This is a genomic window from Neisseria sp. DTU_2020_1000833_1_SI_GRL_NUU_006 (assembly GCA_032388755.1).
In the GTDB taxonomy this organism is placed as follows: Bacteria; Pseudomonadota; Gammaproteobacteria; order Burkholderiales; family Neisseriaceae; genus Neisseria; species Neisseria sicca_C.
This window is the reverse complement of sequence record CP135593.1, coordinates 2,514,109-2,530,706: the sequence shown is the minus strand read 5'-3', so window position 1 is coordinate 2,530,706 and position 16,598 is coordinate 2,514,109. Positions and strand designations below refer to the sequence as shown.

The 16,598-nt window shown below is 50.3% G+C and carries 17 protein-coding genes and 3 tRNA genes; 11 read left to right on the top strand and 9 right to left on the bottom strand.

Annotated features, from left to right (window positions below):
• Positions 1-113: 113 nt before the first annotated feature.
• Positions 114-458, bottom strand: coding sequence for a DUF4112 domain-containing protein (locus tag RSJ68_12300; GenBank protein ID WNU97147.1), 345 nt, complete (start codon positions 456-458; stop codon positions 114-116).
• A gap of 209 nt (positions 459-667) precedes the next feature.
• On the opposite strand from RSJ68_12300, the gene rffG reads away from it, so the two are divergent.
• Together rffG and rfbA are read left to right on the top strand one after the other, a co-directional pair.
• Positions 668-1,735 carry a dTDP-glucose 4,6-dehydratase gene (gene rffG, locus RSJ68_12295; GenBank protein WNU97146.1) on the top strand — a complete coding sequence of 356 codons (1,068 nt, stop codon included), beginning with the start codon at positions 668-670 and terminating at the stop codon, positions 1,733-1,735.
• A gap of 70 nt (positions 1,736-1,805) precedes the next feature.
• Entirely contained in the window at positions 1,806-2,672 is an 867-nt protein-coding gene (gene rfbA / locus RSJ68_12290) for a glucose-1-phosphate thymidylyltransferase RfbA (GenBank protein WNU97145.1), read from the top strand.
• A gap of 69 nt (positions 2,673-2,741) precedes the next feature.
• On the opposite strand, the gene RSJ68_12285 is transcribed toward rfbA, so the two are convergent.
• Positions 2,742-3,719, bottom strand: a complete 978-nt coding sequence (locus tag RSJ68_12285; GenBank protein WNU97144.1) for an IS30 family transposase — start codon at positions 3,717-3,719, stop codon at positions 2,742-2,744.
• Positions 3,720-3,906: 187 nt separating this feature from the next.
• Positions 3,907-4,758: a bifunctional methylenetetrahydrofolate dehydrogenase/methenyltetrahydrofolate cyclohydrolase FolD gene (folD, locus tag RSJ68_12280; protein WNU97143.1), complete on the bottom strand. Its 852-nt coding sequence runs from the start codon at positions 4,756-4,758 to the stop codon at positions 3,907-3,909.
• A 240-nt stretch (positions 4,759-4,998) separates the two neighbouring features.
• Between folD and RSJ68_12275 the strand changes: the two genes are divergently transcribed.
• The 3 genes from RSJ68_12275 to RSJ68_12265 all read left to right on the top strand — a co-directional run bounded on the left by RSJ68_12275 (position 4,999) and on the right by RSJ68_12265 (position 5,272).
• Positions 4,999-5,076, top strand: a tRNA-Pro gene (locus RSJ68_12275).
• 27 nt (positions 5,077-5,103) lie between these two features.
• Positions 5,104-5,180 (top strand) — tRNA-Arg (locus RSJ68_12270).
• 16 nt (positions 5,181-5,196) lie between these two features.
• A tRNA-His gene (locus tag RSJ68_12265) sits at positions 5,197-5,272 on the top strand.
• 207 nt (positions 5,273-5,479) lie between these two features.
• Here the strand turns inward: RSJ68_12265 and RSJ68_12260 are convergent.
• On the bottom strand, positions 5,480-5,728 hold the full coding sequence (locus tag RSJ68_12260) for a GlsB/YeaQ/YmgE family stress response membrane protein (GenBank protein ID WNU97142.1): 249 nt from the start codon (positions 5,726-5,728) through the stop codon (positions 5,480-5,482).
• A 224-nt stretch (positions 5,729-5,952) separates the two neighbouring features.
• Here RSJ68_12260 and RSJ68_12255 point away from each other — a divergent pair, with 224 nt between their 5' ends.
• Positions 5,953-6,486 carry an isochorismatase family protein gene (locus RSJ68_12255; protein WNU97141.1) on the top strand — a complete coding sequence of 178 codons (534 nt, stop codon included), beginning with the start codon at positions 5,953-5,955 and terminating at the stop codon, positions 6,484-6,486.
• Between the two features lie 18 nt (positions 6,487-6,504).
• Positions 6,505-7,002 (top strand): N-acetyltransferase family protein, encoded by a 498-nt coding sequence (locus RSJ68_12250; protein WNU97140.1) that lies wholly within the window; start codon positions 6,505-6,507, stop codon positions 7,000-7,002.
• 83 nt (positions 7,003-7,085) lie between these two features.
• Here the strand turns inward: RSJ68_12250 and RSJ68_12245 are convergent, their stop codons facing one another.
• From RSJ68_12245 to dapD, 3 genes are all read right to left on the bottom strand, one after another.
• Positions 7,086-7,502, bottom strand: coding sequence for a ClpXP protease specificity-enhancing factor (locus RSJ68_12245; protein ID WNU97139.1), 417 nt, complete (start codon positions 7,500-7,502; stop codon positions 7,086-7,088).
• 19 nt (positions 7,503-7,521) lie between these two features.
• The gene (locus RSJ68_12240) at positions 7,522-8,127 is read right to left on the bottom strand and encodes a glutathione S-transferase N-terminal domain-containing protein (protein ID WNU97138.1); all 606 of its coding nucleotides are present in this window, start codon (positions 8,125-8,127) and stop codon (positions 7,522-7,524) included.
• A 427-nt stretch (positions 8,128-8,554) separates the two neighbouring features.
• On the bottom strand, positions 8,555-9,376 hold the full coding sequence (gene dapD / locus RSJ68_12235; GenBank protein ID WNU97137.1) for a 2,3,4,5-tetrahydropyridine-2,6-dicarboxylate N-succinyltransferase: 822 nt from the start codon (positions 9,374-9,376) through the stop codon (positions 8,555-8,557).
• 11 nt (positions 9,377-9,387) lie between these two features.
• Between dapD and RSJ68_12230 the strand changes: the two genes are divergently transcribed.
• Together RSJ68_12230 and glnE are read left to right on the top strand one after the other, a co-directional pair.
• Positions 9,388-9,537 carry a hypothetical protein gene (locus RSJ68_12230; GenBank protein ID WNU97136.1) on the top strand — a complete coding sequence of 50 codons (150 nt, stop codon included), beginning with the start codon at positions 9,388-9,390 and terminating at the stop codon, positions 9,535-9,537.
• Between the two features lie 98 nt (positions 9,538-9,635).
• Positions 9,636-12,326, top strand: a complete 2,691-nt coding sequence (gene glnE / locus RSJ68_12225; protein ID WNU97135.1) for a bifunctional [glutamate--ammonia ligase]-adenylyl-L-tyrosine phosphorylase/[glutamate--ammonia-ligase] adenylyltransferase — start codon at positions 9,636-9,638, stop codon at positions 12,324-12,326.
• Positions 12,327-12,733: 407 nt separating this feature from the next.
• On the opposite strand, the gene RSJ68_12220 is transcribed toward glnE, so the two are convergent.
• Entirely contained in the window at positions 12,734-13,615 is an 882-nt protein-coding gene (locus RSJ68_12220; GenBank protein WNU97134.1) for a lysophospholipid acyltransferase family protein, read from the bottom strand.
• Between the two features lie 565 nt (positions 13,616-14,180).
• Here RSJ68_12220 and RSJ68_12215 point away from each other — a divergent pair.
• Both RSJ68_12215 and xth read left to right on the top strand, forming a co-directional pair.
• Entirely contained in the window at positions 14,181-14,462 is a 282-nt protein-coding gene (locus tag RSJ68_12215) for a metalloregulator ArsR/SmtB family transcription factor (GenBank protein WNU97133.1), read from the top strand.
• 189 nt (positions 14,463-14,651) lie between these two features.
• A complete protein-coding gene (xth, locus tag RSJ68_12210; GenBank protein WNU97132.1) occupies positions 14,652-15,422 on the top strand; it encodes an exodeoxyribonuclease III in 771 nt (256 codons plus the stop codon).
• A gap of 129 nt (positions 15,423-15,551) precedes the next feature.
• Here the strand turns inward: xth and prmC are convergent, their stop codons facing one another.
• Positions 15,552-16,379 (bottom strand): peptide chain release factor N(5)-glutamine methyltransferase, encoded by an 828-nt coding sequence (prmC, locus tag RSJ68_12205; protein WNU98409.1) that lies wholly within the window; start codon positions 16,377-16,379, stop codon positions 15,552-15,554.
• Positions 16,380-16,598: the final 219 nt, after the last annotated feature.

Below are 16,598 nucleotides of genomic sequence, written 5' to 3'. Positions count from 1 at the left end.
GCAATATTGATTCAAACTTAACCTGCTATATATCTCCATTCAAATCACAAACATTCAAAACCAACCGGCAACAGCGTGAAACAGATAAGTCATACCGCTCCACGCCCATTTACTTACTGCACCGTTATCCAGCCCATCAACACCAACACAATCAAACCAAAAAAATCCGGTAGATGCAGATAAAACCAAGCCGCAACAGGTTTGCGCCAAAAATCTGATTGTTGCTGTTTCTTCTCCAAAGCCGCGTGCATAAACGGGCACTCCAAATGCAGGTCACGATCCACGCCATACTCGCTGCGCACATATTCATTGATGACTTTCAAAGTACGGCGGCTCGGTTGCAAGAAAATATCGATAAGCGTACCGACAACAGGAATCATACCGAGCACCATATCGGCAAAAGCAAGATATATGGCAGGACGCATTTTATGTTCCGGCACGCCCAACTCCCGCCACATGCGAAAAGTCTTTGCCCTAAAAAAGCAGTTACATTATCAAATTGAATTTAAAACAACAGGGTTGTTCCTTTATGTCATAAAAAACGCTACATGCCTGTAAAGAAAAATAGAACCAATAGAAAATTACGTAACATTAAGTTAAATTTTAAGCTGCAAAAAAAATAGATACAGTTATAATTCGAGGCTGTACTGTATCTTAGACCCATCCCATGAAAAAAATCCTCGTTACCGGCGGCGCGGGCTTTATCGGCTCTGCAGTTGTCCGCCACATCATCCAAAATACCCAAGATTCCGTCATCAATCTCGACAAATTAACTTACGCGGGCAATCTCGAATCACTGACCGACGTAGCCGACAGTCCCCGTTACGCTTTTGAGCAAGTGGACATTTGCGATCGTGCCGAACTTGACCGCGTGTTTGCACAACACCAGCCCGATGCCGTAATGCACTTGGCAGCGGAAAGTCATGTCGACCGCTCTATCGATTCCGCCGGCGAATTCATCCAAACCAACATCGTCGGCACGTTCAACCTGCTGGAAGCTGCGCGCGCCTATTGGCAACAGATGTCGTCTGAAAAACGCGAAGCCTTCCGTTTCCACCATATTTCCACCGACGAAGTCTATGGTGATTTGCACGGCACGGACGATTTGTTTACCGAAACTACGCCCTACGCTCCGTCCAGCCCCTACTCTGCCTCCAAGGCATCCAGCGACCACCTTGTGCGTGCATGGCTGCGCACCTACGGTCTGCCGACCATCGTAACCAACTGTTCGAACAACTACGGTCCGTACCACTTCCCTGAAAAACTCATTCCATTGATGATTCTGAACGCGCTCGACGGCAAGCCCCTGCCCGTGTACGGCGACGGGATGCAAATCCGCGACTGGCTGTTTGTCGAAGACCATGCCCGCGCGTTGTATCAGGTCGTTACCGAAGGCGTCGTCGGCGAAACCTACAATATCGGCGGGCACAATGAAAAAGCCAATATCGAAGTGGTTAAAACCATCTGCGCCCTGTTGGAAGAACTTGTTCCCGAAAAACCTGACGGTGTGGCGCGTTACGAAGACTTGATTACTTTTGTGCAAGACCGCCCCGGCCATGATGTGCGCTACGCCATTGATGCCGCCAAAATCGGCAGGGAACTGGGCTGGAAACCGCAGGAAACGTTCGAATCCGGCATCCGCAAAACGGTGCAATGGTATTTGAACAATAAAACCTGGTGGCAAAATGTATTGAACGGCAGCTACCGCTTGGAACGTTTAGGAACAGGAAAATAAGTTTTCAGACGACCTTCTCAGTCAGGGAAGTCGTCTGAAAATCTAAAACACACCCCTTCAGGAGAAACTTATGAAAGGCATCATCCTTGCCGGCGGCAGCGGCACGCGCCTCTACCCCATCACGCGCGGCGTATCCAAACAGCTCCTGCCCGTGTACGACAAACCCATGATTTACTACCCCCTGTCCGTATTGATGTTGGCAGGAATACGCGAAATCTTAGTCATCACCACCCCCGAAGACAATCCCTCTTTCAGACGACTGCTCGGCAACGGCAGCGATTTCGGCATCTCCATCAGCTACGCAGAGCAGCCCAGCCCCGACGGCTTGGCGCAAGCATTCATCATCGGTGAAGAGTTTATCGGCAACGACAACGTCTGCTTGGTCTTGGGCGACAATATTTTCTACGGCCAGTCGTTTTCCCAAACCCTGAAGCAAGCTGCCTCTAAAAAACACGGCGCCACCGTGTTCGGCTACCAGGTCAAAGACCCCGAACGTTTCGGCGTCGTGGAATTTGACGAAAACTTCAATGCCTTATCCATCGAAGAAAAACCGAAACAGCCCAAATCCGACTGGGCGGTAACGGGCTTATATTTCTACGACAACCGCGTCGTAGAATTTGCCAAACAAGTCAAACCCTCCGCACGCGGCGAACTCGAAATCAGCACGCTCAACCAAATGTATCTTGACGACGGTTCATTATCCGTCCAGCTTTTGGGGCGCGGCTTTGCATGGTTGGACACCGGTACGCATGAAAGCCTGCACGAAGCCGCCTCATTCGTCCAAACCGTGCAAAACATCCAAGACCTGCAAGTCGCCTGCCTCGAAGAAATCGCTTGGCGCAACAGCTGGCTTTCAGACGAGCGTTTGGAAGAACTCGCCCGCCCGATGGCAAAAAACCAATACGGCCAATATCTGCTGCACCTGTTGAAAAAATAAAAAAGGTCGTCTGAAATCGTAAGGGACAATCATGTACCGACTGATTTCAGACGACCTTGGATTCGGATTTCAAGTGCAACACCAGGGTACCGGTGGCTGGAACAGATTTAAGAATAAAACACTTGGCGTTTCGCAGCCAAGTATTTTTCTCGGCCGGTGGTTCAACTCATCTTGAACCCTGCGTATCTCCCGATCGCTGATGTTTCGGAAATCGGTTTGTTTGGGGAAATATTGCCGGATGAGTCCGTTGGTGTTCTCATTCAGCCCTTTCTCCCACGAATGGTAAGGGCGGCAAAAATAGGTTTCTGCCTTTAATGCTTTGGCTATTTTGGTGTGTTGGTAGAACTCTTTGCCGTTATCCATGGTGATGGTGTGGACTCTGGCTTTATATGCCTTTAATACCCTAATGGCCGCCCGGGCAGTGTCTTCGGCTTTTAAGTTCTTTAATTTGCAGATGATGGTGTAGCGGGTAACGCGTTCGACCAAGGTCAATAACGCGCCTTTCTGATTTTTGCCGACGATGGTGTCGGCCTCCCAATCGCCGATGCGGGTTTTCCGGTCGACGATGGCAGGTCGGTTTTCTATGCCGACGCGGTCGGGCACTTTGCCTCCGGTCCATGTGCTGCCGTAGCGTTTGCGGTAGGGTTTGCTGCATATTCTGAGATGTTGCCACAAAGTGCCGCCGTTGCTTTTGTCTTGGCGAAGGTAGCGGTAAACGGTGCTGTGATGGAGTGTGATCCCGTGGTGTTTATGCAGATAGGCGCATACTTGTTCGGGACTGAGTTTGCGGCGGATAAGGGTGTCGATGTGTTGAACCAGCTGCGAATCGGGCTTATAGGGTTTTCGCCGGTGCTGTTTGGTCAGCCGGCTTTGCTTCTGTGCTTTTTCGGCGCTGTATTGCTGTCCTTGGATGCAGTGCCGCTTGATTTCGCGGCTGATGGTGCTTTTGTGGCGGTTAAGTTGTTTGGCGATTTCGGCGATGGTGCAGTGGCGGGACAGGTATTGGATATGGTATCGTTCGTCTTGGGTCAGTTGTGTGTAGCTCATGGCAATCTTTCTTGCAGGAAAGGCCGTATGCTGCCGCATGCTGGCCTTTTTCTGTTATGGAAAGTTGCACTTCAAATGCGAATCCGCCGACCTTTACCACAACATCAAAAAGCCAAGCCGGAACACGCGGAATACTGTATTCCTCCCGTGTATTCCGGCTCGGCTTTTCCATAACAATTTAAATCATTCAGTCATGCAGTGCAGCCGCGTGCAAGGTATTTTCCAAAAGCGTCGCAATCGTCATCGGACCGACGCCGCCGGGAACAGGGGTAATCATACCCGCCCGTTCCTTTGCCACATCAAACTCCACATCACCGCACAAACTGCCATCTTCCAAACGGTTGATACCGACATCAATCACAACCGCACCGGGCTTAATCCAACTGCCTTTAACAAAATTCGGGATACCCACGCCGACGACCAAAATATCCGCCGCAGCCACTTCATCAGCAAGATTCTGCGTCGCACTGTGGCATACCGTTACCGTCGCGCGTGCCAACAATAGTTCCAAAGACTGGGGCCTGCCTACAATATTTGAAGCACCGACAACAACCGCTTTTTTCCCTTTTGGATCGACCCCGTATTCTTCCAAAAGCGTCATTACGCCTTTGGGCGTACATGGCCGCATCAGCGGCATTTTCACCACCAGCCGTCCTATATTGTAAGGATGGAAGCCGTCCACATCCTTATGTGGAACAATATTTTCCAGAACGGCCTGACTGTCGATATGTGCCGGCAACGGAAGCTGCACCAAAATACCGTCTACAGCATCATCCTCATTCAACCGCCCTACCAAATCCAACAACTCTTCTTGGGAAGTCGATTCGGGCAGCTCATAAGACAAAGAACGGATACCGCATTTTTCGCAAGCCAGCTTTTTATTGCGGACATATACCGCACTGGCAGGATCATTACCCACCAGAATGACCGCCAAACAAGGTTCGCGCAAACCATCTTCCTGACGCTTTACCACCGCTTCGGCAACTTTTGCCAGTCTTTTGACCGACACCTCTTTACCGTTGATTAATTGTGCAGCCATAAACCATCCTTCCCAATCAAAATGAACAATATCGGCGATTATCGCATTTTTAAACCGGTTTGACACATCCCGTAAAACCACATTCCTGCACATTCAAACTCATATTCCCATTCTGTTTCCTGACATACCCATAAAAATAAATCTTAATAAAAAATAGAAAGATAGGAAAATAAATAAAAACAAACTTAAAAATACAGTTGACCTTTCACCAACCTATCTGTATAGTTTCATTCTTCAAGTCGGGGCGTAGCGCAGCCCGGTTAGCGCATCTGCTTTGGGAGCAGAGGGTCGTGAGTTCGAATCCCACCGCCCCGACCAATAATGCTTTAGCACGAATCGGCATGAGCGCCCGTAGCTCAACCGGATAGAGCACCGACCTTCTAAGTCGGGGGTTACAGGTTCGATTCCTGTCGGGCGTGCCAAAATTTTAGTTTTACGGTGGCTGTAGCTCAGTTGGTAGAGCCCTGGATTGTGATTCCAGTTGTCGTGGGTTCGAGCCCCATCAGCCACCCCAAAATAAAAATCCTGCAAATATCATGCAGGATTTTTTCTTTTTATCTTTAAATATTCAGTTACCCTTGCCGTATTTCTTTCTTTTACCCAAAAGAATTAAAAAATACCATACTACCTTTTCTTTTAGAAAGAAAATAACAGTATGGTATTTATATTACGCTTTAAAGAGACAGACCGACAAGCCAACCCCTATTTTAATCCATATTTATTAACGGATTCTCAAAAAACGGGTATAAACTGCCAAAATAATTACTGCAAAAATGGTTGATGCAATCCATCCTGCAGGCTCGCCTACACGATACCAACCTAAACTTTGACCTACGAATCCGGCTAAAGCCGATCCGGCTATACCCAAGAGAGTAGTCATAATGAATCCTAAATTTTCTCTGCCGGGATGCAGGAATTTTGCCAAGACGCCGACGATAAAACCGATGATGATCGTAACAATCCATCCCATAATATTACCTCCGTGTGATTTTCAAAGTTGTTTTAATCAGCTCTCCCAGATCCCTTAGAAGCGGAAACCCTGAAAAGCCTTTGCATAATACAGAACACTTTGGCAAACTGTCCTGCCATGGTGTTTATTTTTCTTAAAATAAACTGATTTTAAGTACTTTTACTGTATTGTGTGGCAATGATACAAAAATCTCTCCTACCTAGGTCGTCTGAAAGGAAATCCAAATGAACACGGAAAATACGCTTTGCCTGATTGTCGATATTCAGGAACGCCTGCTGCCCGCATTGCACGGCAGCGAACAAATGGTCGAACATTGCCGCATCCTGCTGCAAGGCTTGTCGGCTCTAAACATACCGTTTGCAGCAACGGAACAATATCCGAAGGGTTTGGGTAAAACGACTCCCGCCATATCCCTGCTTCTGCACAATACGCCGATATTTGAAAAGACCCGTTTTTCCGCCGCATCACCCGAAGTCATGGCTATTCTGAAAGAGAAACAAATCGAAAACATCATCTTAATCGGTGCGGAAGCGCACATCTGTATGCTTCAGACGACCTTGGACTTGCTCAAGCACAATATCCGCGTCCACATTCCTTACGAATGCACCACCTCCAGAAACGCGCTTAACAAAGACAATGCCTTGCAGCAGATGCTTACTGCCGGAGCCGCCGTATCCAACGTTGAGAGCCTATTATTCAACCTGATGGGGGATGCGAAACATCCTGCCTTTAAAACCATTTCCAAACTCATCCAATAGCCGTCAGGTCGCCTGAAAATGGAATATACGATTACTCTAGCGAAAACAGAAGACCTGCCCGACATTGTCGAAATCTACAACAGTACGATTGAAGCGCGCCAATCTACCGCCGATTTATCGCCCGTCAGCATCGAAACCCGCAAGCCTTGGTTTGAAGCACATTCCGGCAAACGTCCGCTTTATGTCTTGAAAAACCATAGCGGCGAATTGCTGGCATGGGGCAGCTTCAGCGATTATTATCCGCGCCACGCGTATCACATCAGTGCGGAAATCAGTATTTATGTCCGACACAATATGCGCGGGGTCGGCGTCGGTAAAATCCTGCTGCGCAATATGTTGGAGCGTGCGCCCTCCTTGGGCATTAAAAACGTTTTGGCCGTGATTTTCGGACACAACCACCCCAGCCTGCATCTTTTCCACTCGTTCGGTTTTCAAGAATGGGGCAGATTGCCCGCAGTGTGCGATTTGGAAACATTTGAAGCGGATGTGGTTATCTTGGGCAAACGGATAACGTAATTTCCTCTAAAGAACCCAACCTGAAAGATCATGCATATGAGTAAAAAGGTCGTCTGAAATCTACTTTCAGACGACCTTTCGTTTTATTTGACGAACTTCAATACCTTGCCTGACTTGGCGGGTTCTCCGTCAGTCGGCTTATCTGCCGCCGGCTCCTGCTGCGCCTCCTTACCGGAAGCATCCGCCTCGTAAGGCTCGACTTCGAACCCCATCCCCTCCCCGCTTTCGCGTGAGAAGATGCTTATGACATGACCGACGGGAATCCAAATATCGTGCGCCACTCCGCCGAAACGGGCGGAAAAGCTGATCCAATCGCTATCGATATTCAGATTATGGCTGGCGGTCGGGCCGATATTCAGTACGATTTCATTGTCGCGGACATATTGCATGGGTACGCGGGTATGTTCGTTAACCCAAACGACCAGATGCGGCGTTTGGCTATTATCGATACACCATTCATATAAGGCACGAAGCAGATAGGGCTTGGTCGAAGTCGTCATGGTATCTCCTTTCGGAAGCTTATCGGCGCATGGCTTTTTCGGCGGGCGTCAGTGCTTCGATGAAAGCCTCGCGTTGGAAAATGCGCTCGGCGTATTTCAACAAAGGTGCGGCGGATTTGCCGAGTTTGATGTCGTAATGATCAAGCCGCCACAACAAAGGAGACAGCGCTACGTCAATCATAGAAAAATCTTCGCCGAGGATGTATTTGCTCTTCGCAAAAGCAGGAGCCAGCATTGTCAGCCCGTTACCGATGGCTTCGCGCGCTTTAGCCTGTTCTTTGTTGGTCGCGTTGGAGTTTTCCAAAACATGGACGAAGTTGAACAATTCTTTTTCCATGCGGAACAACACCAAACGCCCGCGTCCGCGCATCACGGGATCGCCGGGCATCAGTTGCGGATGCGGGAAACGTTCGTCGATATATTCGTTGATGATGTTGGACTCGTGCAAGATGAGGTCGCGTTCAACCAAAACAGGTACTTGATTGTACGGATTCATTACGGCAAGGTCTTCGGGCTTGTTGAAAATATCGACATCTTTGATTTCAAAATCCATGCCTTTTTCGTACAACACGAAACGGCAGCGTTGGCTGAACGGGCAGGTAATGCCTGAATATAAGGTCATCATGGTAATTGGGCTCCTGTATCCGGTTTCAGACGGCATGCGTCTGATACGACCGTTAAACAAATTAATCGCAGAATTATACGCGATTGCATACAACAATTCTAGAAAAACAGGATAATATATTGTTTTAAATTATATTTTTTGACTTCTCTATTTTAAGTCATATAGTGGATTAAATTTAAATCAGGACAAGGCGACGAAGCCGCAGACAGTACAGATAGTACGACAAGGCGAGGCAACGCCGTACTGGTTTAAAGTTAATCCACTATACAACGCAATATCGCTGCATACCGTAAATAAAGAGGTCGTCTGAAAACCCGAAATCCGGTTTTTCAGACGACCTTTTTCTATTCAAACAGGGAAACCGTTTGCCTGAAGCCCGTTTATGTTTCGGGCTGTTTCAGACGACCTCCCCTTTTCTGTTCGCCGGTTAAATACCGCGCAACAATTCATTGACGCTGGTTTTGGCGCGGGTTTGCGCGTCCACGCGTTTGACGATGACGGCGCAGTAGAGGCTGTGGCTGCCGTCTTTGGAAGGCATGCTGCCGGACACGACAACCGAGCCTGCCGGTACGCGGCCTTGGTAGATTTCGCCGGTAGTGCGGTCGAAGATTTTGGTGGATTGTCCGATGAACACGCCCATGGAAATCACGCTGCCTTCTTCAACAATCACGCCTTCGACGATTTCGGAACGCGCGCCGATGAAGCAGTTGTCTTCAATAATGGTCGGGCTGGCTTGCAGCGGTTCGAGTACGCCGCCGATGCCGACGCCGCCGCTCAAGTGAACGTTTTTACCGATTTGGGCGCAAGAGCCGACGGTCGCCCAAGTATCGACCATAGCGCCTTCGTCAACGTATGCGCCGATGTTGACATAAGACGGCATCAGGACGACGTTTTTGGCAACGAAGCTGCCGCGGCGCGCAACGGCACCGGGTACGGCGCGGAAACCGGCGGCGCGGAATTCGTCTTCAGACCAGTCGGCAAACTTGGTCGGCACTTTGTCGAAGTATTTGTTTACGCCGTCGTTGAGGACTTCGTTGTCTTGGATGCGGAACGACAACAACACGGCTTTTTTCGCCCATTCGTTGACTTTCCATTCGCCCACGCCCAAGCGTTCAGCGACGCGCAATTTGCCTGAATCGAGTTGGCGGATGGTTTCCAACACGGCTTCTTTGACTTCGGGGGTAACGGTGGTCGGGGTGATGTCCGCGCGGTTTTCAAAGGCGGTTTCGATGATGTTTTGCAAAGACATGGGGATTCCTTTTGAAGAGGGTAAAAGGTCGTCTGAAAAATTCGGATGACCTGCAAACAGGCGGTATTTTGCCATGTAAACGCTTTGCCGTCAGCTTTTGCAAAGGTCGTCTGAAAGGTGTTTTACTGTTTCAGACGACCTCCAAGATTGCTATGATATAGTGGCTTGACTTTAAACCGGTACGGCATTGTCTCACCCTGTCCTGATTTAAAGTGAATCCACTATCACATTCCCGTCATCCTTCCAAACGGAATCCGAAATGTCCGACAACCGCCTCGACACCGCCCGCCGCCATTCCCTGTTCCTCGCCCGCCAGCTCGACAACGGCAAACTCAAGCCCGAAATTTTCCTGCCCATGTTGGACAAGGTTTTAACCGAAGCGGATTTCCAAGCCTTTGCCGATTGGGACCAAATCCGCGCGGAAGAAAACGATGAAGAATTGGCGCGGCAGTTGCGCGAGTTGCGCCGTTATGTCGTGTCGCAGATTATCGTGCGCGATATAAACCGCATCAGCGATTTAAACGAAGTAACCCGCACGATTACGCTGTTTGCCGATTTTGCCGTCAATACCGCGCTGGATTTCGCCTACGCCTATTATCGGGACATGTACGGCACGCCGATCGGGCGTTATACCAAATCGCCGCAGCATTTGAGCGTGGTGGCGATGGGCAAGGCGGGCGGCTATGAGTTGAACGTGTCTTCCGACATCGATTTGATTTTCGTCTATCCCAAATCGGGCGACACCGACGGCAGGCGCGAACGGGGCAATCAGGAGTTTTTCACCAAAGTCGGGCAGAAACTGATTGCGCTGCTGAACGACATCACCGCCGACGGGCAGGTGTTCCGCGTCGATATGCGGCTGCGGCCGGACGGCGATTCGGGCGCGCTGGTATTGAGCGAAACCGCGCTGGAGCAATACCTGATCACGCAGGGGCGTGAATGGGAACGCTATGCGTGGTGCAAAGGCCGCGTGGTTACCCCGTATCCGAACGACATCAAATCGCTGGTGCGCCCCTTCGTGTTCCGCAAATATCTGGATTACAGCGCGTATGAAGCGATGCGCAACCTGCACCGCCAAATCCGCAGCGAAGTCAGCAAAAAAGGCATGGCAGACAACATCAAACTCGGCGCGGGCGGCATCCGCGAAGTCGAATTTATCGCCCAGATTTTCCAAATGATACGCGGCGGGCAAATGCGCGCGCTGCAACTGAAAGGCACGCAGGAAACGCTGAAGAAGCTTGCCGAGCTGGGCATCATGCCGTCTGAAAACGTCGAAACCCTGCTTGCCGCCTACCGCTTCCTGCGCGACGTCGAACACCGCCTGCAATACTGGGACGACCAGCAAACCCAAACCCTGCCCTCCTCGCCCGAACAGCAGCAACTGCTCGCCGAAAGCATGGGTTTCGACAGCTACGCCGCCTTTTCAGACGACCTCAACGTTCATCGTAACAAGGTCAATCAGTTGTTCAACGAAATTTTGAGCGAACCCGAAGAACAAACACAGGACAACAGCGAATGGCAGTGGGCATGGCAGGAAAAACCCGACGAAGAAGAGCGGCAAGGCCGTCTGAAAGAACACGGGTTCGATGCCGAAACCATCGCCGCAAGGCTCGACCAAATCCGGCACGGTCATAAATACCGCCATCTCTCCGCACACGCCCAGCCGCGTTTCGACGCCATTGTGCCGCTGTTGGTACAGGCGGCGGCAGAGCAAAACAACCCGACCGATACGCTGATGCGGCTGTTTGACTTCCTCGAAAACATCAACCGCCGCTCCGCCTATCTCGCCTTTCTCAACGAACATCCGCAAACCCTGGCGCAACTGGCGCAGATTATGAGCCAAAGCTCATGGGTGGCGGCGTATCTAAGCAAATATCCGATTCTGCTGGACGAACTCATCAGCGCGCAGCTTTTGGATACCGCGTTCGACTGGCAAGCCCTTGCCGCCGCCCTTTCAGACGACCTCAAAGCCTGCGGCGGCGACACCGAAGCGCAAATGGACACCCTGCGCCGCTTCCAGCACGCCCAAGTCTTCCGCCTCGCCGTCCAAGACCTCGCCGGACTGTGGACGGTAGAATCCCTCTCCGACCAACTCTCCGCCCTCGCCGACACCATCCTCACCGCCGCCCTGCCGTGCGCATGGGCGGACATGCCCAAAAAACACCGCGACACCCCGCAATTCGCCGTCGTCGGCTACGGCAAACTCGGCGGCAAAGAACTCGGCTACGCCTCCGACCTCGACCTCGTCTACCTCTACGACGATCCCCACCCCGACGCGGGCGACGTGTACAGCCGCCTCGCCCGCCGCCTGACCAACTGGCTTTCCGCCGCCACCGGCGCAGGCAGCCTCTACGAAACCGACCTGCGCCTGCGCCCCAACGGTGACGCCGGCTTCCTCGCCCACAGCATCGCCGCCTTCGAAAAATATCAGCGCGAAAACGCATGGACATGGGAACACCAATCCCTCACCCGCGCCCGTTTTATTTGTGGCACACCCGAAATTCAGACGACCTTCGACCGCATCCGCACCGAAATCCTCACCGCCGAACGCGACCAAACCGCCTTGTCAGGCGAAATCATCGAAATGCGCGAAAAAATGTTCCCCACCCATCCGCCGGTTGACAGCAACGTCAAATACGCGCGCGGCGGCGTGGTCGACGTCGAATTTATCGTCCAATACCTCATCCTTGCCCATGCCCGCCAATATCCGCAACTCCTCGACAACTACGGCAACATCGCCCTCTTGAACATCGCCGCCGACTGCGGCCTCATCGGCAAAACCCTCGCCGAACAAAGCCGCACCGCCTACCGCTTCTACCGCCAGCAGCAACACAACACCAAACTGCGCGACGCAGAAAAAACCGAAGTAACCGACGAATTGCTGTCCCATTACGGCAATGTCAGGAAATTGTGGCGGGAAGTGTTCGGGGAGGTGGCGAAGCTCGGATAAAGCAGATATTACAGGGGATTAGCCATCCACCGCGTAGCGCGTATCCACCCGCCAATCACACCAAACCCATAGCATGGGCTTTGCCCACGAATCAAACCCAAAATTTCAGACGACCTCTTTTACCCGCTATTTTCGTAGGCAAAGCTCACGCCACCATCTGCGCCATCAAGGCAAAAGGTCGTCTGAAAATACTTTTCATACGACCTTTAGGCAAATTGGATTGTCGAACCCAACATTGCGAATTATCCGATTTTCGTTGGGTTTCAAATCAATCTAAGCACGGCGTATCTTGTGCCCCACCTCGAATTACTAACAAACCCATAGCGTGGAATCCGTCCACAAAAATGATTAAAAAAGGTCGTCTGAAAACTCAAACCCCAGGTTTTCAGACGACCTTTCACATTTTTTCACCCATGCCCGGGAGGCTCCGGCGCACCTGCGGGCTGTTTGTAGCGGTTGTACATAAACAGATATTGCGTCGGGAACCGGCGTATCCAATATTCCGTATTTTCATTGATTACCCGCGCATCGTGTTCTTTATTGCCGTTCAGTTCGCTGCGTAAAGGTTCGATATGTAGGACAAACCCGCGTCCTTGCGGCAGGCGTTCTCCGCAGAAAAACAATGCCTTAACCCCTTTTACCTGCGAGAGCTTGCCTGCCAGCGTCATGGTAAAAGCCGGTTTACAGAAGAACTCCGCCCACACACCGTCTCCACCTTCTTCGGGCGCGGGGACATGGTCGGGCAAAATGATAGTGGCTTCGCCCGCACGCAAGGCTTTGATGACCTGCTTAACGCCTTGAATACTGGTCGGCGCGGTTTTACCTTTGCCGCGTACGCGCCCCGCCTGCATGACTTCATCCATCGCTTTGAGCTTCGGCGGTTTGTACATCGCCGTAAGTGGAAACGGAAGCTGTTGGCTGATATACCGTCCGGCAAGGTCGTAGCTGCCGATGTGCGGGGTAATAAACAACAATCCTTCGCCCGCATCCAACGCAGCCTGTACATGTTCCCATCCGCGTACTTCTACAAACAATTTTTCTATGCTTTCAGGTCGTCTGAAAAAAGCCACGGGCAATTCCAACCCGCCTTTGACCGTTTCGCGGAACACAGCCTTGACCGCCGCTTCATCGGGCTGCAAACCGGCCGTCCGCATATTGTCAAATACGCGTTCGCGATCCTCACGGCGCAGATAATAAACCGCGCAGCCCAACACGCCCGCCAATGCGTGCAGCAGGCGCAGCGGCATGGCGGCGAAGAGTTTGAAGAAAAAGGTAATCAGAATATACATAAAGGTATACCAAAGAAAGGTGGTCGGATTGTATAGCCGAATACGCAGGCAGTCGATACCTCGTTGACTGTCTGCACGCCGCCCCCATCAAGATGCACCCTCAAATCAAATAACAAAATTAATAGTAACTGTTGTAAAATTTTTACAGACTGAAAACATACAGCCAAGGCTTTCCCTAAAACTTCGTTAATTTTCAAAAACAGCTGTCTGCTATCAATACAAATATCGGAAAAACAGCTTTGCTTTTTATATTTATCTGTTTATAAATTATTTTTTAAATTTTAATCCAAATCTACACATCTGCCTTTTCATTTCCTTATAAATTAAACCTTGTTTTTCATTTCTAAAAAATCGTCTTTTTTGCCTATTTTAAATTACATTGGTATTTGTTCAAACAACAATTATTTACGGCAAATTTAAACGCAAATGCTCTCTTTTGCGCCTGATTGATGTACACTTACAAACGTAAGCATTTGAAATTTCGTAAAAATATAAGAAGAATCACAATCATCTTCTTTTTGTAATGCTTCTCAAATCAAACTACACGAACAGAAAGGCATACACCATGGAAACCAAACGTCTCTCTTCCCTTCTCAAACTCATCGCCAACCCCGAACGCATGACCATTTTGTTTATGCTGATGGACAGCGAACGCAGCATCGCCGAATTATCCGAAGCGCTCGGACAGCCTGCGACCGCCGTTTCCAACCACCTCGCGCGCCTGCGCTCCGAAGGTCTGATCGATTTCACCCGCTACCACCGCATCATCGAATACAGGCTGGTATCCGAAGAAGCCGCCGCAATCCTCGATACGCTGCGCCATTTGGAAAACCGTAAAGCCGCCTAAAGGCTGTTGAGCCTTGTTTTCTCAAACGGATTTTTGTTTCAAAACCGGCAGCCGCCGAAATCCCCTAATGTTACAATAGCGTCCCGTTTACCCAACAAAAGCGGTTTTCATGAACCGCTTTTGTTTTGTCCTTATTTTGCCCGAAAAGCCCGAAACGCTTTTCAGACGACCCTCACACACGGAATCCGCATGAAAATCACCACTTGGAACGTCAATTCCCTCAACGTGCGCCTGCCGCAGGTGCAAAACTGGCTTGCCGACCATCAGCCCGATGTCCTCGTCTTGCAAGAACTCAAGCTCGACCAAGACAAATTTCCTGCTGCCGCCCTGCAAATGATGGGCTGGCACAGCGTTTGGAGCGGACAAAAAACCTACAACGGCGTCGCCATCATCAGCCGCAGCGAACCGCAAGACGTGCACGTCGGTCTGCCTACCCTGCCCGACGACCCGCAACGCCGCGTCATCTCCGCAACCGTCAACGGCGTGCGCGTCATCAATGTCTATTGCGTCAACGGCGAAGCCCTCGACAGCCCGAAATTTCAATATAAAGAACAATGGTTTGCCGCATTGACTGAATTTGTCCGCGACGAAATGACCCGCCACGAAAAACTGGTCTTGCTCGGCGACTTCAATATCGCGCCCGCCGATGCCGACTGCTACGATCCTGAAAAATGGCATGAAAAAATCCACTGCTCATCCATCGAGAGACAGTGGTTCAAAAATCTGCTGGATTTGGGCTTGACCGACAGCCTGCGCCAAATCCACCCCGAAGGCGCGTTTTACACTTGGTTTGACTATCGCGGCGCAATGTTCCAACGCAAGCTCGGACTGCGCATCGACCACCAGCTCATCAGCCCCGCCCTGTCTGCCGTGTTGAAAGACGTTTATGTCGATTTGGACGCGCGCGCGCAAGAACGCCCGAGCGACCATGCGCCGGTCGTGGCTGAATTTGATTTGTAAAGCGTAATCTTAAAAAAGGTCGTCTGAAAACCAAAAATTGGGTTTTCAGATGACCTTTTTAAATTCCAAACTGTATTGGTGTGTACGGATTTGACGTTTGGTTTTTTATTATTCAAACCACCAAAACTCTTATTCAATATGTCGCCTGATGCCCAAAGTCAGCCTGTCTAAACCGGCCAAATCCTGTCGGGTTTCAATCTCTGTAAAACCATTTTCCGACAAAATCTGCCGTACCACTCTACCTTGGTTATATCCATGTTCCAACAGCAACCACCCGCCCTCTTTCAAAAATTCAGGCGCACGCTGTGCCAGCTCCCGAATACAGGTCAAGCCGTCGGCAAAATCGGTCAATGCCGTTTGAGGCTCAAAGCGCAAATCTCCTTGATTCAAATGGCTGTCATCTGCCTCAATATAAGGAGGGTTAGAAACAATAACGTCAAAACGATATTTGTCTTCAGACGACGTTTTATCTGTATCAAACCATGATCCTGATGCAAACTCAACTGCTGCGCCCAAATTTTCTGCGTTTCGACAGGCAACAACCAAAGCCTGCCTGCTAATATCAGACGCGCGTACTTCTGCATCCTTCCGCTCCAATGCCACCGTAACGGCAACCGCTCCGCTACCGGTACCCAAATCCCAAATCCGTCCGTTTTTCGGAAGATGTTCGATAACCGCTTCAACCAAATGCTCGGTTTCCGGACGGGGAATCAAAACATCAGGGCAGACTTCAAACCAACGGCCATAAAACTCCCGGCCACCCATGATATAAGCCATTGGCTCACCGTTCAGACGACGTTCCGCCAAACTCTCCAACCGCACGAAAACATCTGCCGGAATCGCTTCTGCTCCCTGCATTATTAATTGAACACGGCTGTAACCTCCTGACTTTTGCAGAAGCATACGTGCCTCTATGCGCGGTAGTGGAGACTGCCGTATCCAGTCATCTAATGTCATCACTCTTTTTTCATTCATTTCCATCTTATCATTCATCAACTCTGCCTGCTAAAAACAAATATAAAATACTTCCAAGATTTCCTTGAATTTACCAACATTTAATTTTCCAAGTAGCTTTTTTTGTTCACCAAGCAACAGATTCAAGACGAAAGCCAAAACAAGCGTGAACACCTTGTGAGAATTTCCCCATAGAAGATGTCGTTTGATGAAAAACACGAA